Here is a 15,943-nt window from a genome sequence, read left to right on the forward strand (position 1 = left end):
GTTTGCCAATGGACGATAACCTGCGCTTTTAAGGTATGTTGTTTCTTCTTACCGCTGTAGTAGTCTCTTTGGTTTTTTTTGGACGCTCAATAGGGGTTTCGGTAGCATCGACAATGACGACTGACCAATTGATGTCGTCATCGACACGACTAGGCAGCTTTTTAGGTAATTCAAACTTACCTGAATCGATAAGTACGTCTTCTACTTTACGAATGATACGGCTAGCAGAAGACTCATGAATACCAAAGTCCATACTGATATGATAAAGCGTGCGGTATTCACGCCAATAAGTCAGGGCTAGTAGTATCTGCTCCTTAAGACTGAGCACACTTGGTCTACCTGATTTAGTCTTAGATGCTTCATGCTTTTGCATGGCCTCAAGCATGTCATAAAAAGTGGCTTTATGAATGCCAGTGTAGCGTTTAAAACCAGCGTCACTTTGTTCGAGTAGCTTATCTATGTTTGGCATATCTATTAAGTAAGTAGAGTTCAATAATATACGTTGTGTCTTACAATTACTTTTACAAGAGGTCTACTGTAAGCAAGAAAATACTGTTTTTATAAACAGCACATATTGAAAAAAACGTTATCTAAGCCGGATAACATTTTTTTCAATTATTTAATCGCTTCTATTGGTACAACAGGTGATTCATACGATAATGAATTTCCTAGACAGTTGAATGTTAGCGCAGCATGAACAAAGTAACAATTATCCATCCCATACTCACCACACGGCTAACCGTCGAGTGTCCCTGCCTTAACGTGAACCAGGCAAAAATAATCGGCAATAGCAAGATACCGATAGCAAGCCAAGCACTCACTTTTCTTTCAGTATTACTGATAATACGCTGATCAACGTTGTTAGCAGAACTGTGCGGTGATGAGGAGCGAGTTTTAGATCTCAAAGGTTTGTCATGTGCTTTATAAGATGAGTACGACAAGCCGCTACCGGGGATGCCTACCGTACCACGTGTGCCTTTTTTACCAACATTCACTGTCGCGCCGCGTTTGCCTACCGACAAACTAGAGCTCTCTTTTTTAGTGATACTAAGGCGTACACCAGGCGCCAGCTTAATACTTTTTCTAAATCGAAAACCCATACTATTCACGCCTATTTTAAATCTAATGTCATTTATCAAGCCTGCCCAAATGGCAGGTTTTTTTGTCTTTAAACCACTCACAGAATTACGTACTAGCAATAGGCGACACTAGTTGACGCATATCGTTCTATCGACTGTTTTATCTGGCCAATATTAATCGTATAGTTAGAGTGGAGGTAACTAAAAACTAGAGAGTGATAAATATGGAAAATGTTTCTATTGCTAAACTAAAAAAACAGTCCGTCTTTACTTTTCCAGAGAGTAGTACCTTATTTTATATCTATCAGCGGCTTATCAGACCACAAATCCAAGCGTCTAACCACTTATCCACTCATCAAAAAATGAGCTTTGTCAAACCTATACTGTTAATGAAAAAGGATAACAGAATATTTTTAACCAATAATTTTGAGATTTTTTATCTTCTAAAGACAGCCAATATCGATCAAGCTTTATTAAGTCAGATAATATTAACCGTACAAATCAGCGAAGACCAGTTCTTTGTAGACACTGTGTTTTATGAACTCATTGATATTATTACTAGATATCAAAAAATATTAAACATTGAGGCGATCTATCAAGATCTGAATGAGTTTTTAACACCAGAGCTGAACCAGCAACTGTTTGAAAAAAATATCTTTTCTATACCCACTTTTTGCTATCTGATTAACATTCATGAGCAGACCTATTATAAGCGCTGCAAAAAGGGAGGCTCAAGTGTCAAAACACAACTATAAGCTACGTGAGCCGCTGAACAGACATCTCATTATAAATACAATCAAAGACTTGAAAGGCATTGACGGTTTTAATCATCGAAAAGCTGCGCTGCAAGCCATCATAGATGTCGTGATAGCCATACAAGATAGCTATCACGGCACAGATGGTCAGAACGTTTTAATTGAAGCAATTATTCAGATATTAGTGCTCAGACCTGTGGTACGTTATGAGATGAAAATCAGCAAATCTGACTTGGCTAAAAAACCGCTCATCATGCAATTGCTGATTTTGATGCAGGATATCGTTGTAACACGTCAAAGAAGCGCTCAGCAGAAACTACTGTGGCTAGCGATTGCCATGCATACCGCTGTACTACTTATGCATTACAATAAAAAAACGCATACGAACAATATGCTCATGCAGTTTAAATTGGCGCAGTTTTCAGAATCTAATAAGCGGACTTGGATTTGGGATGAGCTACCCGATACGCCAACAATGAGTGCAAACGGTATCTTAGCCTCGTTAGAGAACATTTTAGTAAATCTGGAGAGTCAGGCTGAAATTGAAATTGATAAGCTAGTATTGATAAAACCTTTAATCAGTCAGATCAGCAAGATCATTAACGCCTATAGAGAGGCGCATTACCTAAAGCGGCGCATAAAAGTCAAACCTGCTAAACACATCAAGCCCATTAATCTGACAGTAATGTCAAATTTGCAGCCAAAACAAAAAGCTAAAATAGTGCACTCGCTGTCAGATACCAATCATGACATTGATCATAAAATGCCAGCGCTGCAGTCTCAAAACTACACGCCGCAAACTGAAGAGCATGAAGGTCTTGTCACCAGTCATGAGGAAATTCTTGATCACTATGAGCCGTCATTTATCCACTATGAGAGCATGAATGAAAATCTAGCAAAGTCAGTGCTTTCAGTACCACTCCAAACCATCGATTTATCTCTACAACAAAATCATATTGCTCAAAATGATTTAGCGCTTAATTCAAACGTACGCGCGCTACCCAAAAACAGCTATCAGGCCGTTTTTGCCACGCTTCACCAAGACGCTAAATCTATAGACGCTAGTTATCGTAGCTGCGCTAGCATCTTGTTGTTGTCTATGATCACCGCGTTACCCGTCGAGTCGTTATTAATAACAGGCTATATCGGTCATCCCAGTATTTTTAAGATAGGCACTCAGCGCAGCTACATTCAGCATCGTTTGGGCATCACCAAACGCGATGGTCGTTTTGATGAGTCCAAGCACGAAAACCAGTTTGATGTGATTAAAATTCCCCTGCCGCAATGGCTGGTTGATGATCTGTTAGAGCAGGATTTACCATCAATTAATGATATTAATGCCTATATCAAGCAGCTGCGTGCGCAAATTGGGCTGCCGTATCTGTCAGTGAGCCGAATTGAGACGGCGCTGCCTATTGTGCTGTCGCGCTACACTGCCGATAGTAACGCGCATATTGCCGATCTGATTTGTAGGACGCCCGCGCCGCTGGCACCTGCTATGTACTACAGTGGTCATCGTAGCGAGGAAATTTTTGCGCATTATAAGTCATCACTTGAGGTGTTAAATAATGGCTGCAATTTTGACAGCTCATACATCACACCTTGGCATAAATATAGCACAGGCTCTGTGTTTGCATTAACGCCTGAGTATGCTTACAGCGTGATACGCGACATTTATGACTTAACCAATACCAGTCTTGATGCCGATACGCATTTTAATAGAGTCAGTATTTTTACATGGTTTGTTTTTTGCCTCTTAACAGGCGTACGTCCAAACAATGGTATTGGGTACATGAGTGATATCGATCTTATATCAGGGTGGCTTTTGATTGATGACAAGCCTATCAGACAAGTACAAAGCCAAAGGCTTGTGCCCTTATGTCCAACGCTACAGCGCTATCTGAACGATTATAAAAACTATTTGATAAATTATCAGCTGAGTCACTTATTAAAACATGACATTAGCGCAGACATCGATGCAATACGCTTAGGTGATGAGGTGGCGCTGCTACGTTTACTGTCTGATAGTTTTGATGCTTTGACCATTATTAAACGCGGCGATGCTTATCAGATGACCAAGTCAATTATCGATGAAAATCCATACTGGACACGTCATTTTGTACGCAGTCAGCTTGAAAAACTGGGTGTGGAATTAGTACTTATTAATGCTGTAATCGGTCATGAAAAAGCTCGCCAAGAAGTACTTGGCCGTTTCTCATCTTCAAGTAAGTCTCAAATAAAAAGTGTCAGCTACGCGTTTGAGCGCATCGCGGTGATGCTGGGCTTAGATAAAATAAGTATAAATAGGGGTGCGTCATGCTGCCAATCATTATAAACAGTGTAGAGCTGCCGAATATCATTAGTAAGCTTGCCAAGTTTGACGGTAGAAAAAAGCGTTACGTGGCATATTCTGATGTTCTGGCACAAAGTAGCGAAGCTCGTAATTATGAGATTGAGCTGCTCGCTAATTTACAAACCAAATGGGAGCAATTACGGCAAGACTATCCTAGTGATTTGAGTAAAGTAAAAAGAACGCATAAGTACTGCCGCAAAGCCTGCGCCTATCATACACAAACTTTTCTACCGGTTGTTAATACAATCAGCGCTACCCATAATCTCAATATCGATCGGCGGTGGTTACGCTGGGATCTACTGATAGCAGCATTTTATACGGCCCTAAATGAGCAAGTGACTCCCATCAATTCGGCAGGATTTGCGGTCTTTCAAGATTTCATCCATGATCATATATCAAAAAACAACCACACAAAAAAGCAAATAAAACGTGACTACAAAACGGCCAATCGCTTTATTGATTATCAAAATCGGCATTTTATGCTGGCAGATTTTATTTACCCCAACATTACCGTCTCATTTCCTAGCAAATATAATCTGCTCGCTATCGATAAAGGTTGGGTGGCTCGAGGTAAACAGATCAACGCGCTTGTGCGCGCCGCGCAGGTCCTCTGGCAAAATACCACAAGCTATAGTGAGAACGAGGTGTTAGGATGGCTGATATTCTCAGGTGTGATTTATGGCGGCATTAATAATAAGTCTATGCTTGAGGGCTGGTTTAAAGCATTACTTGCAGGGCAATATCAGCCCTTTATCAATCAGCGATTATTAGTGTCACCACGATTTGCGCAAAAGCGTTATGGCAATGAGCGCGATGCCGATAGTCATCAGCTCTACAATACTCAGCAGAGTGTCGTTGATCTGGTCACTCAGTGCTGGATTATTCGCTATCAAAAAGAGTATGAAAATACGCGTAAAAATGATCTTCAAAGCGCGGAATACTATCTTATGAGAGTTTTGGCAATGATTGCGGTACCGCTTGATCTACATGTGCCAACATTCACTCAGTTTTTATTTTATGCAAGCTACCATTGGGAGCAGATGGATGATGTCAATATCGATCAAGCCTTAGTGACTGTGCTTTGTGGTAGACAAGATACGGCAGGTTTGACTAAGAAAAGCTTTGAGCAGTTTTTAAGCCCTACCTATCATGACACTGATTATGTTTATGATTTGGATGATATTTTACAGCTGTCTATTCGAACCCTTGAGCCAATGATGCAAAACGATGCCCAAAGTCGGCATAATAAAAAGGTACGGCACTCAGACTTGATTACAGATATCACAAAAGATTTTAAGCTTGCAGAAAAGCTTAAAAATAAACGACTAAAGCTCCCGCCGCCCGCCTTGATCGAGAGAGTTGAGAAGCGCCGACAGCAATACACTGCCACGAATGCACGCGTGCTGTTAGATTGGATAATGGACTTTTTAACCAATGACTCCTCTAAAGCTCCCAAGCATTCATCCGTTTTGCAATATGTTAAAAGTATCGGTTATGAATGGCTGTATTTTACCCAAGGTCAAAACCTTGAGTCTTTCGATGCTGAAGATTTTGAGATGCTCTACGAGGACATTTTAGAATATAAAAGTATCGCACGTCATCATAGTGATGTGTCTTATTACGCCAAATTATTTCAGCGATTGCATAACTTTGCACGCGATCATTATAATTTTGCTCACGCTATTATTCCTTATGAAAAAGGCGGTCACCGCGTACGAGCTGAGCTGGTATCACCGCCGATATATCATGCGCTGATTAAGCAGGTTTTAACCAGCGTAGATATACTAGAGCGTGAGATGTTTGCGCTGATGTTTATATTGGTATACCGCACTGGTATGCGTAAAAAAGAGCTTTTGGGCTTGAGGTTTATAGATATCGAGGGGCTGGATACATTGATGCCATCAATAGTGGTCCGCAGTAACAGCTATCGCGGCCTAAAAACAGCCAGCAGCAACCGCCGTATTCCTATTTTTGCGCTACTGCAGCCGGATGAGCTGGCGTTTTTTATCAGATACGCCCAAAGCAGCATAGGTATCAACCCTAATCATTTCATGTTTAGTTTATCCTCATCAAAAAATCCGGTTGATGATCATGTACCGCTACAATTGCTAAAACGTCTCTTAAACGATATATCAATAGATGATAATCAATTAAGTCATACCTTTCATGCGTTTCGGCATACTGCAGTGAGTAATCTTGCGTTGTTGTTATGCGGGGATACTGAGCTAACTTGCGCGTTAACGGACTATAATGAGCAAGATATTTTACGCATAAAGACAAGCGTATTGGGCGAACACATTCACGCGCAGGATCGCTGGTATGCGTTATCTGGCATTATGGGGCATCTGTCCCCGCAGCGTAGCTTTGAGTATTATCATCACTTTGCCGTACTCATGGCAACTTATGCTCTAAGCATTGCTGATATCAAGCTGTCAACTCAAATCATCAATAATATTACTGGGTTTGCCAACAAACAGCTTAAGCAAAACCATGCGATCATCCAAAACGATAAGGTCAGCTTGCCTAGTATCCGCGTGCTGTTATTAAGAAATATCGTGAAGCATAAGCGCGCCTCACCAAAGTTTTTTACGGATTTATCAACGCCTTTAATCGCATCTGCTGTGTCATCTAACAGTTTGTTTATGCGCTATGGCATCAATCGGGTGTGGGCACTATTACGGCATATCGATAAAAATGAGTCAGTAAAAAATGCCGCTTTACTCACTCATATCGATATTTATGATGCCACTATTATCGTTGATAGAGCGCGCACGGTTGCTAAGATTATATCGATTAGAGGTCAAGGCCGGTTTACAAAATCTGAAGATATCAGCCCTATCAGTATTCAATACCAAAGTGACTTTCGGCTATTATCATCGCTCCAAAACAGCGCGCTTATCCTACGTGATACTTCAATAGATGATTGGCAGTGGTTTATAAGGACAAGCCAACAGCGCTTATCTGGTAGTAGAGCCTTCGTGTCTTTTCCTTATAAAGAGGCGCAAATGCTACGGCGTTTTATAGATATTGCCACACAGCTGCTACCTGCCAAAAACTGGCTTATGGCTGGTCATGATGAGGAGCAGTCAAAAGTAGCTGGTATTGCAGATGATAAGATCAGGCGTATTCATAAAGCAGATATCAGTACCATACATATTGGTATTGCCACGCCAGATAATCGAGAGTCTCAGCGCAATAAAAGTGCATGGAAGTTTTCACCATTATTGCGTTTTTTTGTACATATGATGCTTATCACCGATGATGCTCTGGCAATCGACAACGATCAATCATTGACAGAATCAGTATAAGCGCTCGCAGCTTATTTTAGTTTTATTCTGTGCTCGGTGGCGACCCCGCAAACCTCAAACGTAGTAAACCGACTATCAAGGGGCGGATAGTCGGGATTTAGCGCTACCAGCTGTGAGTAGTTTTGCCCTCGTGTGTCGTCAATGCCGCAATCGCGCCACTTTCTAAATAGAACCTGATCATCGTTTATACCCACCACGTAATCGCCAGGCTGAGGCATTAGGGTGGGGTTAATAAGTACCAGATGCTTTGGCTTAAATACAGGCTGCATAGCGTCGTCATCGATTATGAGCCAATATAGCTGTTCATTATATTTCCGAAATGATAATACATCTGATTTATTTATTGTGGGTATTTGCTGTTCTTGAATTAATGAAGGTAAGTTTTCTTTGTTGTCACCTTGCATTAAATAGTTTATATCGCAATCGAAGTAATCAGCTAACAGCTGCAAATACTCCAGTTTTGGTATATTCTCATCATCTTCCCAGTTTTTTATTGCTGTTTTCGATACGCCTATTTTTATTGCCAAGGCTGTACGGGCAAGGCCTTTATCTTGTCTCAATTGGTATAGTTTTTGTCCCAGTGTTTGCATAACCTCACCTTTTTAATTATCTCCTCATCTTAGCAGTTGAGAAGGTAAGTTTTGTGTGCTTTAATAGGTAAGTAAACTTACCTTAGCTGTTGGAAGCCCGTTATGAATTCATTATCCGATAGACATCTTGCACATTCACGCAGTATCCAAGCTGACATACTGCAAAAAGTTGCCATTCATAAACGCTGTTATCTGGCACAAAGTCTCAACGTTGATCCCACCACCATAGGTCGATGGATGGATAGCAGTCAAGCGGGTAGTCGCCTTGAACAGTTTGCGACCTTATTGGCCATTTGTGAGCTGAGGGTTGTACCTATACAGATGCAGTGTTATGACCATCACAAGATTGATATTTTATTTCAGCTGGCAAAAGACAGCTTTGAGCGCTTTGAGAGTGTGGATGCATTTTTGATGATGCCTGAAGTAGAGAAGGGGGGATGTCATGAGTAAATCTGATGATGTCGGTATCTGGCTGCCGGTCTACATCGGTGAGATGCTGGCGATGACGACAAGGCTAAATACAGAGCAAATCGGCGCTTTGCACCTGCTGATGATGGACTATTGGAAAAATGGCGTGATACCGCATGATGATACCATCATTGCAGCCATCACAGGGCTATCAAAGTCAAAATCGAAGTGCTTTATAACTCTTGTATTAAGCATAGGTATCTTTCAGGAGCATGAGGGCAGTCTGTATTCAAACTATCTAGATGACAAAAAGCAGCAAGCGAGTACTAATAAAAAAACAAAATCAGAGCGCGCCAAAAAAGCCGCTGATGCGCGGTGGCATAAAAATACTAAAGACAACAAGCAACCTACAAGCATACCTCAAGCATCTGATTCATCATGCTCAGGCAATGCTTACAAGATGCTTGAGGTGTGCCCATTATCGTCATCATCATCTAAATCTTCTCTTTCTCACTCAGCAGCAAAAATGCCTGATATAAAAAATTGGATAGTGCCATCACAAGATGAGGTGAATAAATGTCTCAAACAGTCAGCGCCCCATGTGCCACAGTTAAACGCTCACGATTATGAGCAGCATGTGACGACCTTTAAAAATTACTACAGTGAACAAGAGCTGCTAGGACGACCGATCCTCACTCACGAGAGGCGATGTGATGTGCTTATCGCTTGGATTGGTAACGACAACAAATATCGCCGCCATAATAAAAAGACAAAGGAGCAAACTGATGGGACAGCATCAATACTTCGTACAAGACACAAAACTGACAACGCATTTGAACAAGCTGCCAATTACGTTGAGCACACCCAGCAAAGCGTCGATGCTCTCTTTGCAGGCACAGCGTGATAAAGCCAGATGCAGTAATGAGCAGCTACGCGCACTGACTCATGACATCGTACGGCTATTTGGTGAATGGCAGTTAAACTTCGGTAATAAGGCCAAGGCAGCAGACTATCCGGTACAAAAAGCATTATTGTGGGCAAAGGTGGTCTTGCACTTGCAGCCAAGTGCTGAGCGGTGGCAACAAGCAAAAGAGCGCTCCATTCTTGAAGAATGGCCACCAAGCTCAGCGCGTGATTTATTAGCGCTTGCCGATCAAGATGCATCTGGCTACCCTGATATGCGAGAAGCTTACTTGAGCGCTGCATCCAAACGCTATGCGCATGCTGTGGTGTATGAAACTGCGCGGCGCGTTGGGTTTTGGGATATAAAAAGCCGCGCTGAGGCAATCACCTATCAACGCTGGCAACAGATTTATCCAAAAGTATGCTCGGAGCACGCTAATGGTGCGTCATTTACTCTACCAAAAACGCAGCGCGTCACCCATCAGCATATGCCAATGAGAGATGACAGCCCTTTTGCTGCAACCGTGAATGCATTTTTAGAGGGGTTTAGCCGGTGTGATATGCAGTGAATATGAAGTAGGATAAAGCTACTTGCTAGGGAAGTACCCCCATATTTAAAACACCAAATAAGTAGAACTAAGCTGCCATATTAAGTCTCTGAATCGGCGTAAAGCCACCATTACCCATATTGGGTCTTTCGTTATTATAGTGAAATTTAAATGGCAGTTATACAGAATCTGGGATGGTCTCGGTTATCGATCAATGACACAGATAGGATGGTTTCCTGGATTTTGGCCTCCACCTAGATCTAAGCAAATATCATTATAGTGACGTTCGTGAGCTTTAATACCAAGCCAGAAAGCAAGAATGGCAGTAACAGCCATGATTACTATCATTTTAATACTCATATAAAGATCCCAAGTAAACAAGTAACTACAACAATATTGAATTGGACATATTTTATATGAATTAGAAATAAATAGAACTGTAGCTTATTCTTTTCACAAACTATTCATACTATGTATGAACCGCCCAAGGGTGGGCTCCGGAGACTCAAAATTCTGAGAGAATATGACAATCCTGGGGTGGTTCAATTCATCCAAATCATAACTCTTTTGTAGAGCAGTGACTATACCAATTTGGACAACGTCATTCCTGTACGACAGGGGTCATTCTGACCCCTACCGTCAAATCCGTACAGTTAAACTTGGGAGATTTTAATTACGCAGCCTGACGATAATAATCAAACCACACCTGTCTTGGCGATTTATAGCCCAAGCTCTTTTGAATCCTCGTTTGGTTGTAGTACAGCTCGATGTATCTAATGATATCGTTGATAGCTGTAAATCTAGCCTTATAATCCTGATGATATACCAGCTCATTCTTTAAGACGCCCCAAAAGCTTTCTATGGGAGCGTTGTCGAAACAATTGCCACGACCACTCATTGATCCTATAAACTGATGCTGATTGATGATCTTGTGATAAGCATGGCTACAATACTGACTACCTCTATCTGAATGCACAATCAGTCCTTTACTTGGGCGTTTATTCTTAATGGCCATGTTGAGTGCACGGCATACTAAGTCTGCTGTCATGCGTTTATTGATAGCATAGCCAACCAGCTCTTTGGTGTATAAGTCTTTGACTCCAGCTAAGTACAACCAGCCTTCACTTGTCCAAATATAAGTGATGTCACTGACCCAAGACTCATTAGGACGCTTAGCATCAAACTGCTGATCTAGCACGTTTGGATAAACAAGCTTGTTATGATCGGAGTCAGTAGTGACTTTAAAGCGTTTGTGACGACGGCATTTGATGCCGTATTCTTCTTTTATGCTTCTAACCATGTATAGGCTAATGTCATGGCCTTGCTCTGTTAGCTTTGCATGCAAACGCTCAACACCATAACGTTCTTTAGTTTCATTGTGAGCGGCTTTAACCAGTAGCTCACAATGGTTGCGATGTATCTGTTGATCGCTGAGACCGCGGCTTATCCAGTCGTAGTAGCTTGATGGCTTTACGTTTAATACACGGCACATGGAGCCGATACTAAAGAGCGGCTGATTGTCTTTGATAAAGGCGCACCTAACTAGCTGTGCTTGGCAAAGTACGCCGTGGCCTCATTCGAGCATAGCTCTCATCTTGCGTCGGGGCGAAGCAGCGCTTCGCTTTATCCCTCCTCATTTAATATCTCTCGTTCCTCTTCAGCCACTTTAAGCTGTCGTTTAAGCTGCTTTATTTCCTGAATAGCTGCCATAAGATCAGGATCATATTGTTCTGTGCCGATAAGCTTGCCTTGATTGGCTTTATTGTGCCAATTAGATAAGGTCTGCATGGAGATGCCAAGCTGCTTTGCGGTCGCTGAGATATTGCCATTATTGTCTGCTATCTTCTTGACGGCCTCGGCTTTAAATTCGTCACTGTAACTTCTTACTTTCTTGGTCATGATAAACTCCGATTAATACGCTTAGTTTACCAAGTTTACATCTACGGTTTCTTCAGCATAGCTCAAATTTCATCATGTAAACAAAGAGAACACTGCTAGATAGCAGTATTCTCCTATTATATTCAAAGGGAAAATTATGCGTTCTTTGCTTCTAATGACAATGTGCTTAACGGGTAGCTTAGCTCTAGTGGCTTGTAATAACCATCAAGCCACCACCATGGACTTTAGTCAGCAACCTACAATAGAAATGCCAATAGCGTCAGCGGCATTTACCGCTTTTGGTAACAACGATAAAAGTTGGCGAACAGTGGTTGAAGAGAGTAAATTAAGTATAGAAGCAGATTTCTTAAAGCCTACTACAGTTGTAGTAGTGGGGTCCGCCAATACTGAAGATATAGAATATGCGAGCACAGTAAACGGGCAACCTATTATTTTGAATATACGGAAAAATATTTGTATCGATAACAATGGCTATCAAAATGAATTTACTGCCACATTAAGCTATGCAGGCAAAACATATCAGGGTTGTGCTGTTGCTGGTGCAATAGAAACTGCGCCCACATAAGAGATAAATCTAAGCGATATCGGAAAAGGCTGCTAACTCATTGAATGAATAGTATACCTCACGTAGCGTTTGTAGTAGATGGCCTAACTAAAGAATTGAAAACTAAAAAGTAACTATTGAACCCAACTCACCAAGTGGGGGACTAATAGTGGCTTTTATCGAAGTAAATAGCGCAGCTATCGAAATTATGCAATATTTATGAACTGATACGAGTTAGGCCGGTTACTGAAGTAAAAATATTAAAAAGGTATTGATAGCATGAATAATTACTTTGAAAGCCCCTTTGAAGGCAAACCTCTTAAAGAACAAGTTACTAACCCTAATATTATTGTGGGTGAGCACAGCTACTATTCAGGATACTATCATGGACATAATTTTGATGATTGTGCCCGATATTTAGCACCAGATCGAACGGACGTAGATAAATTAATTATTGGGCGTTATTGCTCCATAGGTTCAGGTGCAATATTTATGATGGCAGGAAACCAAGGTCACAAAAACTCATGGATAAGCACCTTTCCATTCTTTTATCAAAGCGAAGAGCAGTTTCTCGGCGCGAAGGATGGGTTTGAACGTTCAGGAGATACCGTTATTGGTAATGATGTTTGGATTGGTACAGAGGCCATAATTATGGGCGGGGTTACTGTTGGTGATGGGGCTGTTATTGGTAGTCGCGCTGTCGTTACTAAAGATGTCGAGCCGTATTCAATTGTGGGTTCAAACCCAGCTAAACATATACGCTATCGTTTTACAGAAATTGAAATAGCGCAGTTGTTAGAGATGCAGTGGTGGCTATGGAGTAAAGAGCAATTAAAGTCAGCTATGGAGCTATTATTCTCTTCACAAATCAGTGCTCTTTATGATTACTGGAAAGGCCTATCAAAAGATGACTATTTAAAATAGTTCACTGCGGTAGTCATTTAAAAAATATAGTTTAATACTCTAAAGAAAAAATGATTACGATGGTATCATTTAGTATTCTCTATCCTTTTTTCAACTGAGTTCTTATGTCTGATAAGCTAATTAATGTGCCTATAATACAATACGATCCACAGTGCCTACGTCCAATAGCAGCTACTATTGGGGTACTCTTCAAAGATGGGAAAGTACTTTTAGTTCGACGTGCTAATCCACCTGATGCTGGTTTATGGGGTTTTCCTGGCGGTAAAATCGAACGTGGTGAAACTGTTAAAGATGCTGCTGTTCGTGAACTTTATGAAGAAACAGGTATTGTATCAAATGCCTCTAAAGCATTTAACGCTGTTGACGCGTTTGACTTTGATAGTAGTGGTAAGCTTCGCCACCATTTTGTTCTTGTAGCCGTACTTTGTATTTGGGTTTCTGGTGATCCTCTAGCAGGAGATGATGCCCTAGAAGCTAATTTTTTCGATATTAAAGATTTGGTTAATACAGATTTAGCTCTTAGCTTAGATGTTAAAGAGGTTGCTTTACAAGCTTTTGAGTTGCTCTAAAATAGAAAACATGTTCTCTTTCATTAAATCCGTACAGTTAAACTTAAGAAGTGTGAGTTACACAGAATGAGCTATGCTGAAGAAACCGTAGATGTAAACTTGGTAAACTAAGCGTATTAATCGGAGTTTATCATGACCAAGAAAGTAAGAAGTTACAGTGACGAATTTAAAGCCGAGGCCGTCAAGAAGATAGCAGACAATAATGGCAATATCTCAGCGACCGCAAAGCAGCTTGGCATCTCCATGCAGACCTTATCTAATTGGCACAATAAAGCCAATCAAGGCAAGCTTATCGGCACAGAACAATATGATCCTGATCTTATGGCAGCTATTCAGGAAATAAAGCAGCTTAAACGACAGCTTAAAGTGGCTGAAGAGGAACGAGAGATATTAAATGAGGAGGGATAAAGCGAAGCGCTGCTTCGCCCCGACGCAAGATGAGAGCTATGCTCGAATGAGGCCACGGCGTACTTTGCCAAGCACAGCTAGTTAGGTGCGCCTTTATCAAAGACAATCAGCCGCTCTTTAGTATCGGCTCCATGTGCCGTGTATTAAACGTAAAGCCATCAAGCTACTACGACTGGATAAGCCGCGGTCTCAGCGATCAACAGATACATCGCAACCATTGTGAGCTACTGGTTAAAGCCGCTCACAATGAAACTAAAGAACGTTATGGTGTTGAGCGTTTGCATGCAAAGCTAACAGAGCAAGGCCATGACATTAGCCTATACATGGTTAGAAGCATAAAAGAAGAATACGGCATCAAATGCCGTCGTCACAAACGCTTTAAAGTCACTACTGACTCCGATCATAACAAGCTTGTTTATCCAAACGTGCTAGATCAGCAGTTTGATGCTAAGCGTCCTAATGAGTCTTGGGTCAGTGACATCACTTATATTTGGACAAGTGAAGGCTGGTTGTACTTAGCTGGAGTCAAAGACTTATACACCAAAGAGCTGGTTGGCTATGCTATCAATAAACGCATGACAGCAGACTTAGTATGCCGTGCACTCAACATGGCCATTAAGAATAAACGCCCAAGTAAAGGACTGATTGTGCATTCAGATAGAGGTAGTCAGTATTGTAGCCATGCTTATCACAAGATCATCAATCAGCATCAGTTTATAGGATCAATGAGTGGTCGTGGCAATTGTTTCGACAACGCTCCCATAGAAAGTTTTTGGGGCGTCTTAAAGAATGAGCTGGTATATCATCAGGATTATAAGGCTAGATTTACAGCTATCAACGATATTATTAGATACATCGAGCTGTACTACAACCAAACGAGGATTCAAAAGGGCTTGGGCTATAAATCGCCAAGACAGGTGTGGTTTGATTATTATCGTCAGGCTGCGTAATTAAAATCTCCCAAGTTTAACTGTACGGATTTGACGGCAGGGGTCAATTCGGATTATTACCATGGTTTGGTTTGCGGTAGGCTAGTGCATTGATTCATACTACTCAGTACGGGTAAGGTTAATTAATACCTTATCCATACACTTCTTATGTTAGCAATGCTAATGTAACATATCTATAAAATTTAACAGTGTGAAGTAAGTTAAAATCAGTGTTTTTTACTGCTCGGGTGTTTAAAATATGAAAAACTTAACTACTTCTATTCTACTTGCACTTCCTATCCTAGTAGTCAGCCCTACAGTCATGGCTGCATCTGCATCTGCATCTGCATCTGCATCTGCATCTTCAGATGCAGTGGCTAAAGCTGTTGATGTTCAATTTAAAAAAGGTGCCAGCTCAGCCAACTATTATGGGTAATTAAAAGGCAATAAGTATGATTCCTATACATTTTATGCCAAAAAAAACCAAAAGCTTTCTGTCAAAATAGCGGGAGGGAATGTAGACACTTATTTATTCCATAAGAATCTAGCAAATTCTGTTAACGTAGGAGAGTACGCACCTGAAGTGGATGATAAAGGTTATTACACGCTCCCATATTCAGGTGAATATGAGTTGCGTGTTCTTCAGCCACGCTCTCAGGCATCTAGAGGGAAAAAACCTGTATACTGGCTAGAGATATCTATTTTGTAGGTATCTAAGTTTACTCT

12 protein-coding genes and 4 pseudogenes are annotated in these 15,943 nt (G+C 41.2%); 11 read left to right on the forward strand and 5 right to left on the reverse strand.

The features are described 5' to 3' along the window. Window positions 1-28: 28 nt before the first annotated feature. Together AADH33_RS03465 and AADH33_RS03470 are read right to left on the reverse strand one after the other, a co-directional pair. Window positions 29-469, reverse strand: coding sequence for a transposase family protein (locus AADH33_RS03465; protein WP_348549578.1), 441 nt, complete (start codon window positions 467-469; stop codon window positions 29-31). Window positions 470-908: 439 nt separating this feature from the next. After that, a pseudogene (locus tag AADH33_RS03470) lies at window positions 909-1,100 on the reverse strand (DUF4236 domain-containing protein); the annotation flags it as partial. Window positions 1,101-1,303: 203 nt separating this feature from the next. Between AADH33_RS03470 and AADH33_RS03475 the strand changes: the two are divergent. The 3 genes from AADH33_RS03475 to AADH33_RS03485 are packed head-to-tail and all read left to right on the forward strand — an operon-like array spanning window position 1,304 to window position 7,495. Further along, complete coding sequence (locus tag AADH33_RS03475; protein ID WP_348549579.1) at window positions 1,304-1,834, forward strand: hypothetical protein; 531 nt, start codon at window positions 1,304-1,306, stop codon at window positions 1,832-1,834. Then, on the forward strand, window positions 1,815-4,169 hold the full coding sequence (locus AADH33_RS03480) for a hypothetical protein (protein WP_348549580.1): 2,355 nt from the start codon (window positions 1,815-1,817) through the stop codon (window positions 4,167-4,169). The genes AADH33_RS03475 and AADH33_RS03480 overlap by 20 nt, the downstream gene beginning before the upstream one ends. Further along, entirely contained in the window at window positions 4,151-7,495 is a 3,345-nt protein-coding gene (locus AADH33_RS03485) for a site-specific integrase (protein WP_348549581.1), read from the forward strand. The genes AADH33_RS03480 and AADH33_RS03485 overlap by 19 nt, the downstream gene beginning before the upstream one ends. Window positions 7,496-7,506: 11 nt before the next feature. On the opposite strand, the gene AADH33_RS03490 is transcribed toward AADH33_RS03485, so the two are convergent. Then, complete coding sequence (locus AADH33_RS03490) at window positions 7,507-8,085, reverse strand: LexA family transcriptional regulator (RefSeq protein ID WP_207970334.1); 579 nt, start codon at window positions 8,083-8,085, stop codon at window positions 7,507-7,509. A gap of 102 nt (window positions 8,086-8,187) precedes the next feature. Between AADH33_RS03490 and AADH33_RS03495 the strand changes: the two genes are divergently transcribed. The 3 genes from AADH33_RS03495 to AADH33_RS03505 are packed head-to-tail and all read left to right on the forward strand — an operon-like array spanning window position 8,188 to window position 9,965. After that, entirely contained in the window at window positions 8,188-8,535 is a 348-nt protein-coding gene (locus AADH33_RS03495; protein WP_207970335.1) for a hypothetical protein, read from the forward strand. Continuing rightward, the gene (locus AADH33_RS03500) at window positions 8,528-9,397 is read left to right on the forward strand and encodes a DUF1376 domain-containing protein (protein WP_207970336.1); all 870 of its coding nucleotides are present in this window, start codon (window positions 8,528-8,530) and stop codon (window positions 9,395-9,397) included. Before AADH33_RS03495 ends, AADH33_RS03500 begins: the two co-directional genes overlap by 8 nt. Next, window positions 9,348-9,965, forward strand: coding sequence for a hypothetical protein (locus AADH33_RS03505; RefSeq protein WP_348549582.1), 618 nt, complete (start codon window positions 9,348-9,350; stop codon window positions 9,963-9,965). Before AADH33_RS03500 ends, AADH33_RS03505 begins: the two co-directional genes overlap by 50 nt. A 183-nt stretch (window positions 9,966-10,148) precedes the next feature. Here AADH33_RS03505 and AADH33_RS03510 read toward each other — a convergent pair whose 3' ends face one another. Together AADH33_RS03510 and AADH33_RS03515 are read right to left on the reverse strand one after the other, a co-directional pair. After that, the gene (locus AADH33_RS03510) at window positions 10,149-10,304 is read right to left on the reverse strand and encodes a hypothetical protein (RefSeq protein ID WP_207970338.1); all 156 of its coding nucleotides are present in this window, start codon (window positions 10,302-10,304) and stop codon (window positions 10,149-10,151) included. Between the two features lie 313 nt (window positions 10,305-10,617). Then, window positions 10,618-11,843, reverse strand: a pseudogene (locus AADH33_RS03515) (IS3 family transposase). A gap of 136 nt (window positions 11,844-11,979) precedes the next feature. Here AADH33_RS03515 and AADH33_RS03520 point away from each other — a divergent pair. The 5 genes and pseudogenes from AADH33_RS03520 to AADH33_RS03540 all read left to right on the forward strand — a co-directional run bounded on the left by AADH33_RS03520 (window position 11,980) and on the right by AADH33_RS03540 (window position 15,926). Further along, complete coding sequence (locus AADH33_RS03520) at window positions 11,980-12,408, forward strand: hypothetical protein (RefSeq protein WP_348549583.1); 429 nt, start codon at window positions 11,980-11,982, stop codon at window positions 12,406-12,408. 258 nt (window positions 12,409-12,666) lie between these two features. Next, entirely contained in the window at window positions 12,667-13,311 is a 645-nt protein-coding gene (gene catB, locus AADH33_RS03525; protein ID WP_348549584.1) for a type B chloramphenicol O-acetyltransferase, read from the forward strand. A gap of 104 nt (window positions 13,312-13,415) precedes the next feature. Continuing rightward, window positions 13,416-13,880: an NUDIX hydrolase gene (locus tag AADH33_RS03530; RefSeq protein ID WP_207969678.1), complete on the forward strand. Its 465-nt coding sequence runs from the start codon at window positions 13,416-13,418 to the stop codon at window positions 13,878-13,880. A gap of 132 nt (window positions 13,881-14,012) precedes the next feature. Continuing rightward, window positions 14,013-15,238 (forward strand): annotated as a pseudogene (locus AADH33_RS03535) (IS3 family transposase). Window positions 15,239-15,476: 238 nt separating this feature from the next. Continuing rightward, window positions 15,477-15,926: pseudogene (locus AADH33_RS03540) on the forward strand (pre-peptidase C-terminal domain-containing protein). Window positions 15,927-15,943: the final 17 nt, after the last annotated feature.

The sequence above is a fragment of the Psychrobacter sp. KFRI-CH2-11 genome (genome assembly GCF_038239325.1).
Classification (GTDB): domain Bacteria; phylum Pseudomonadota; class Gammaproteobacteria; order Pseudomonadales; family Moraxellaceae; genus Psychrobacter; species Psychrobacter celer.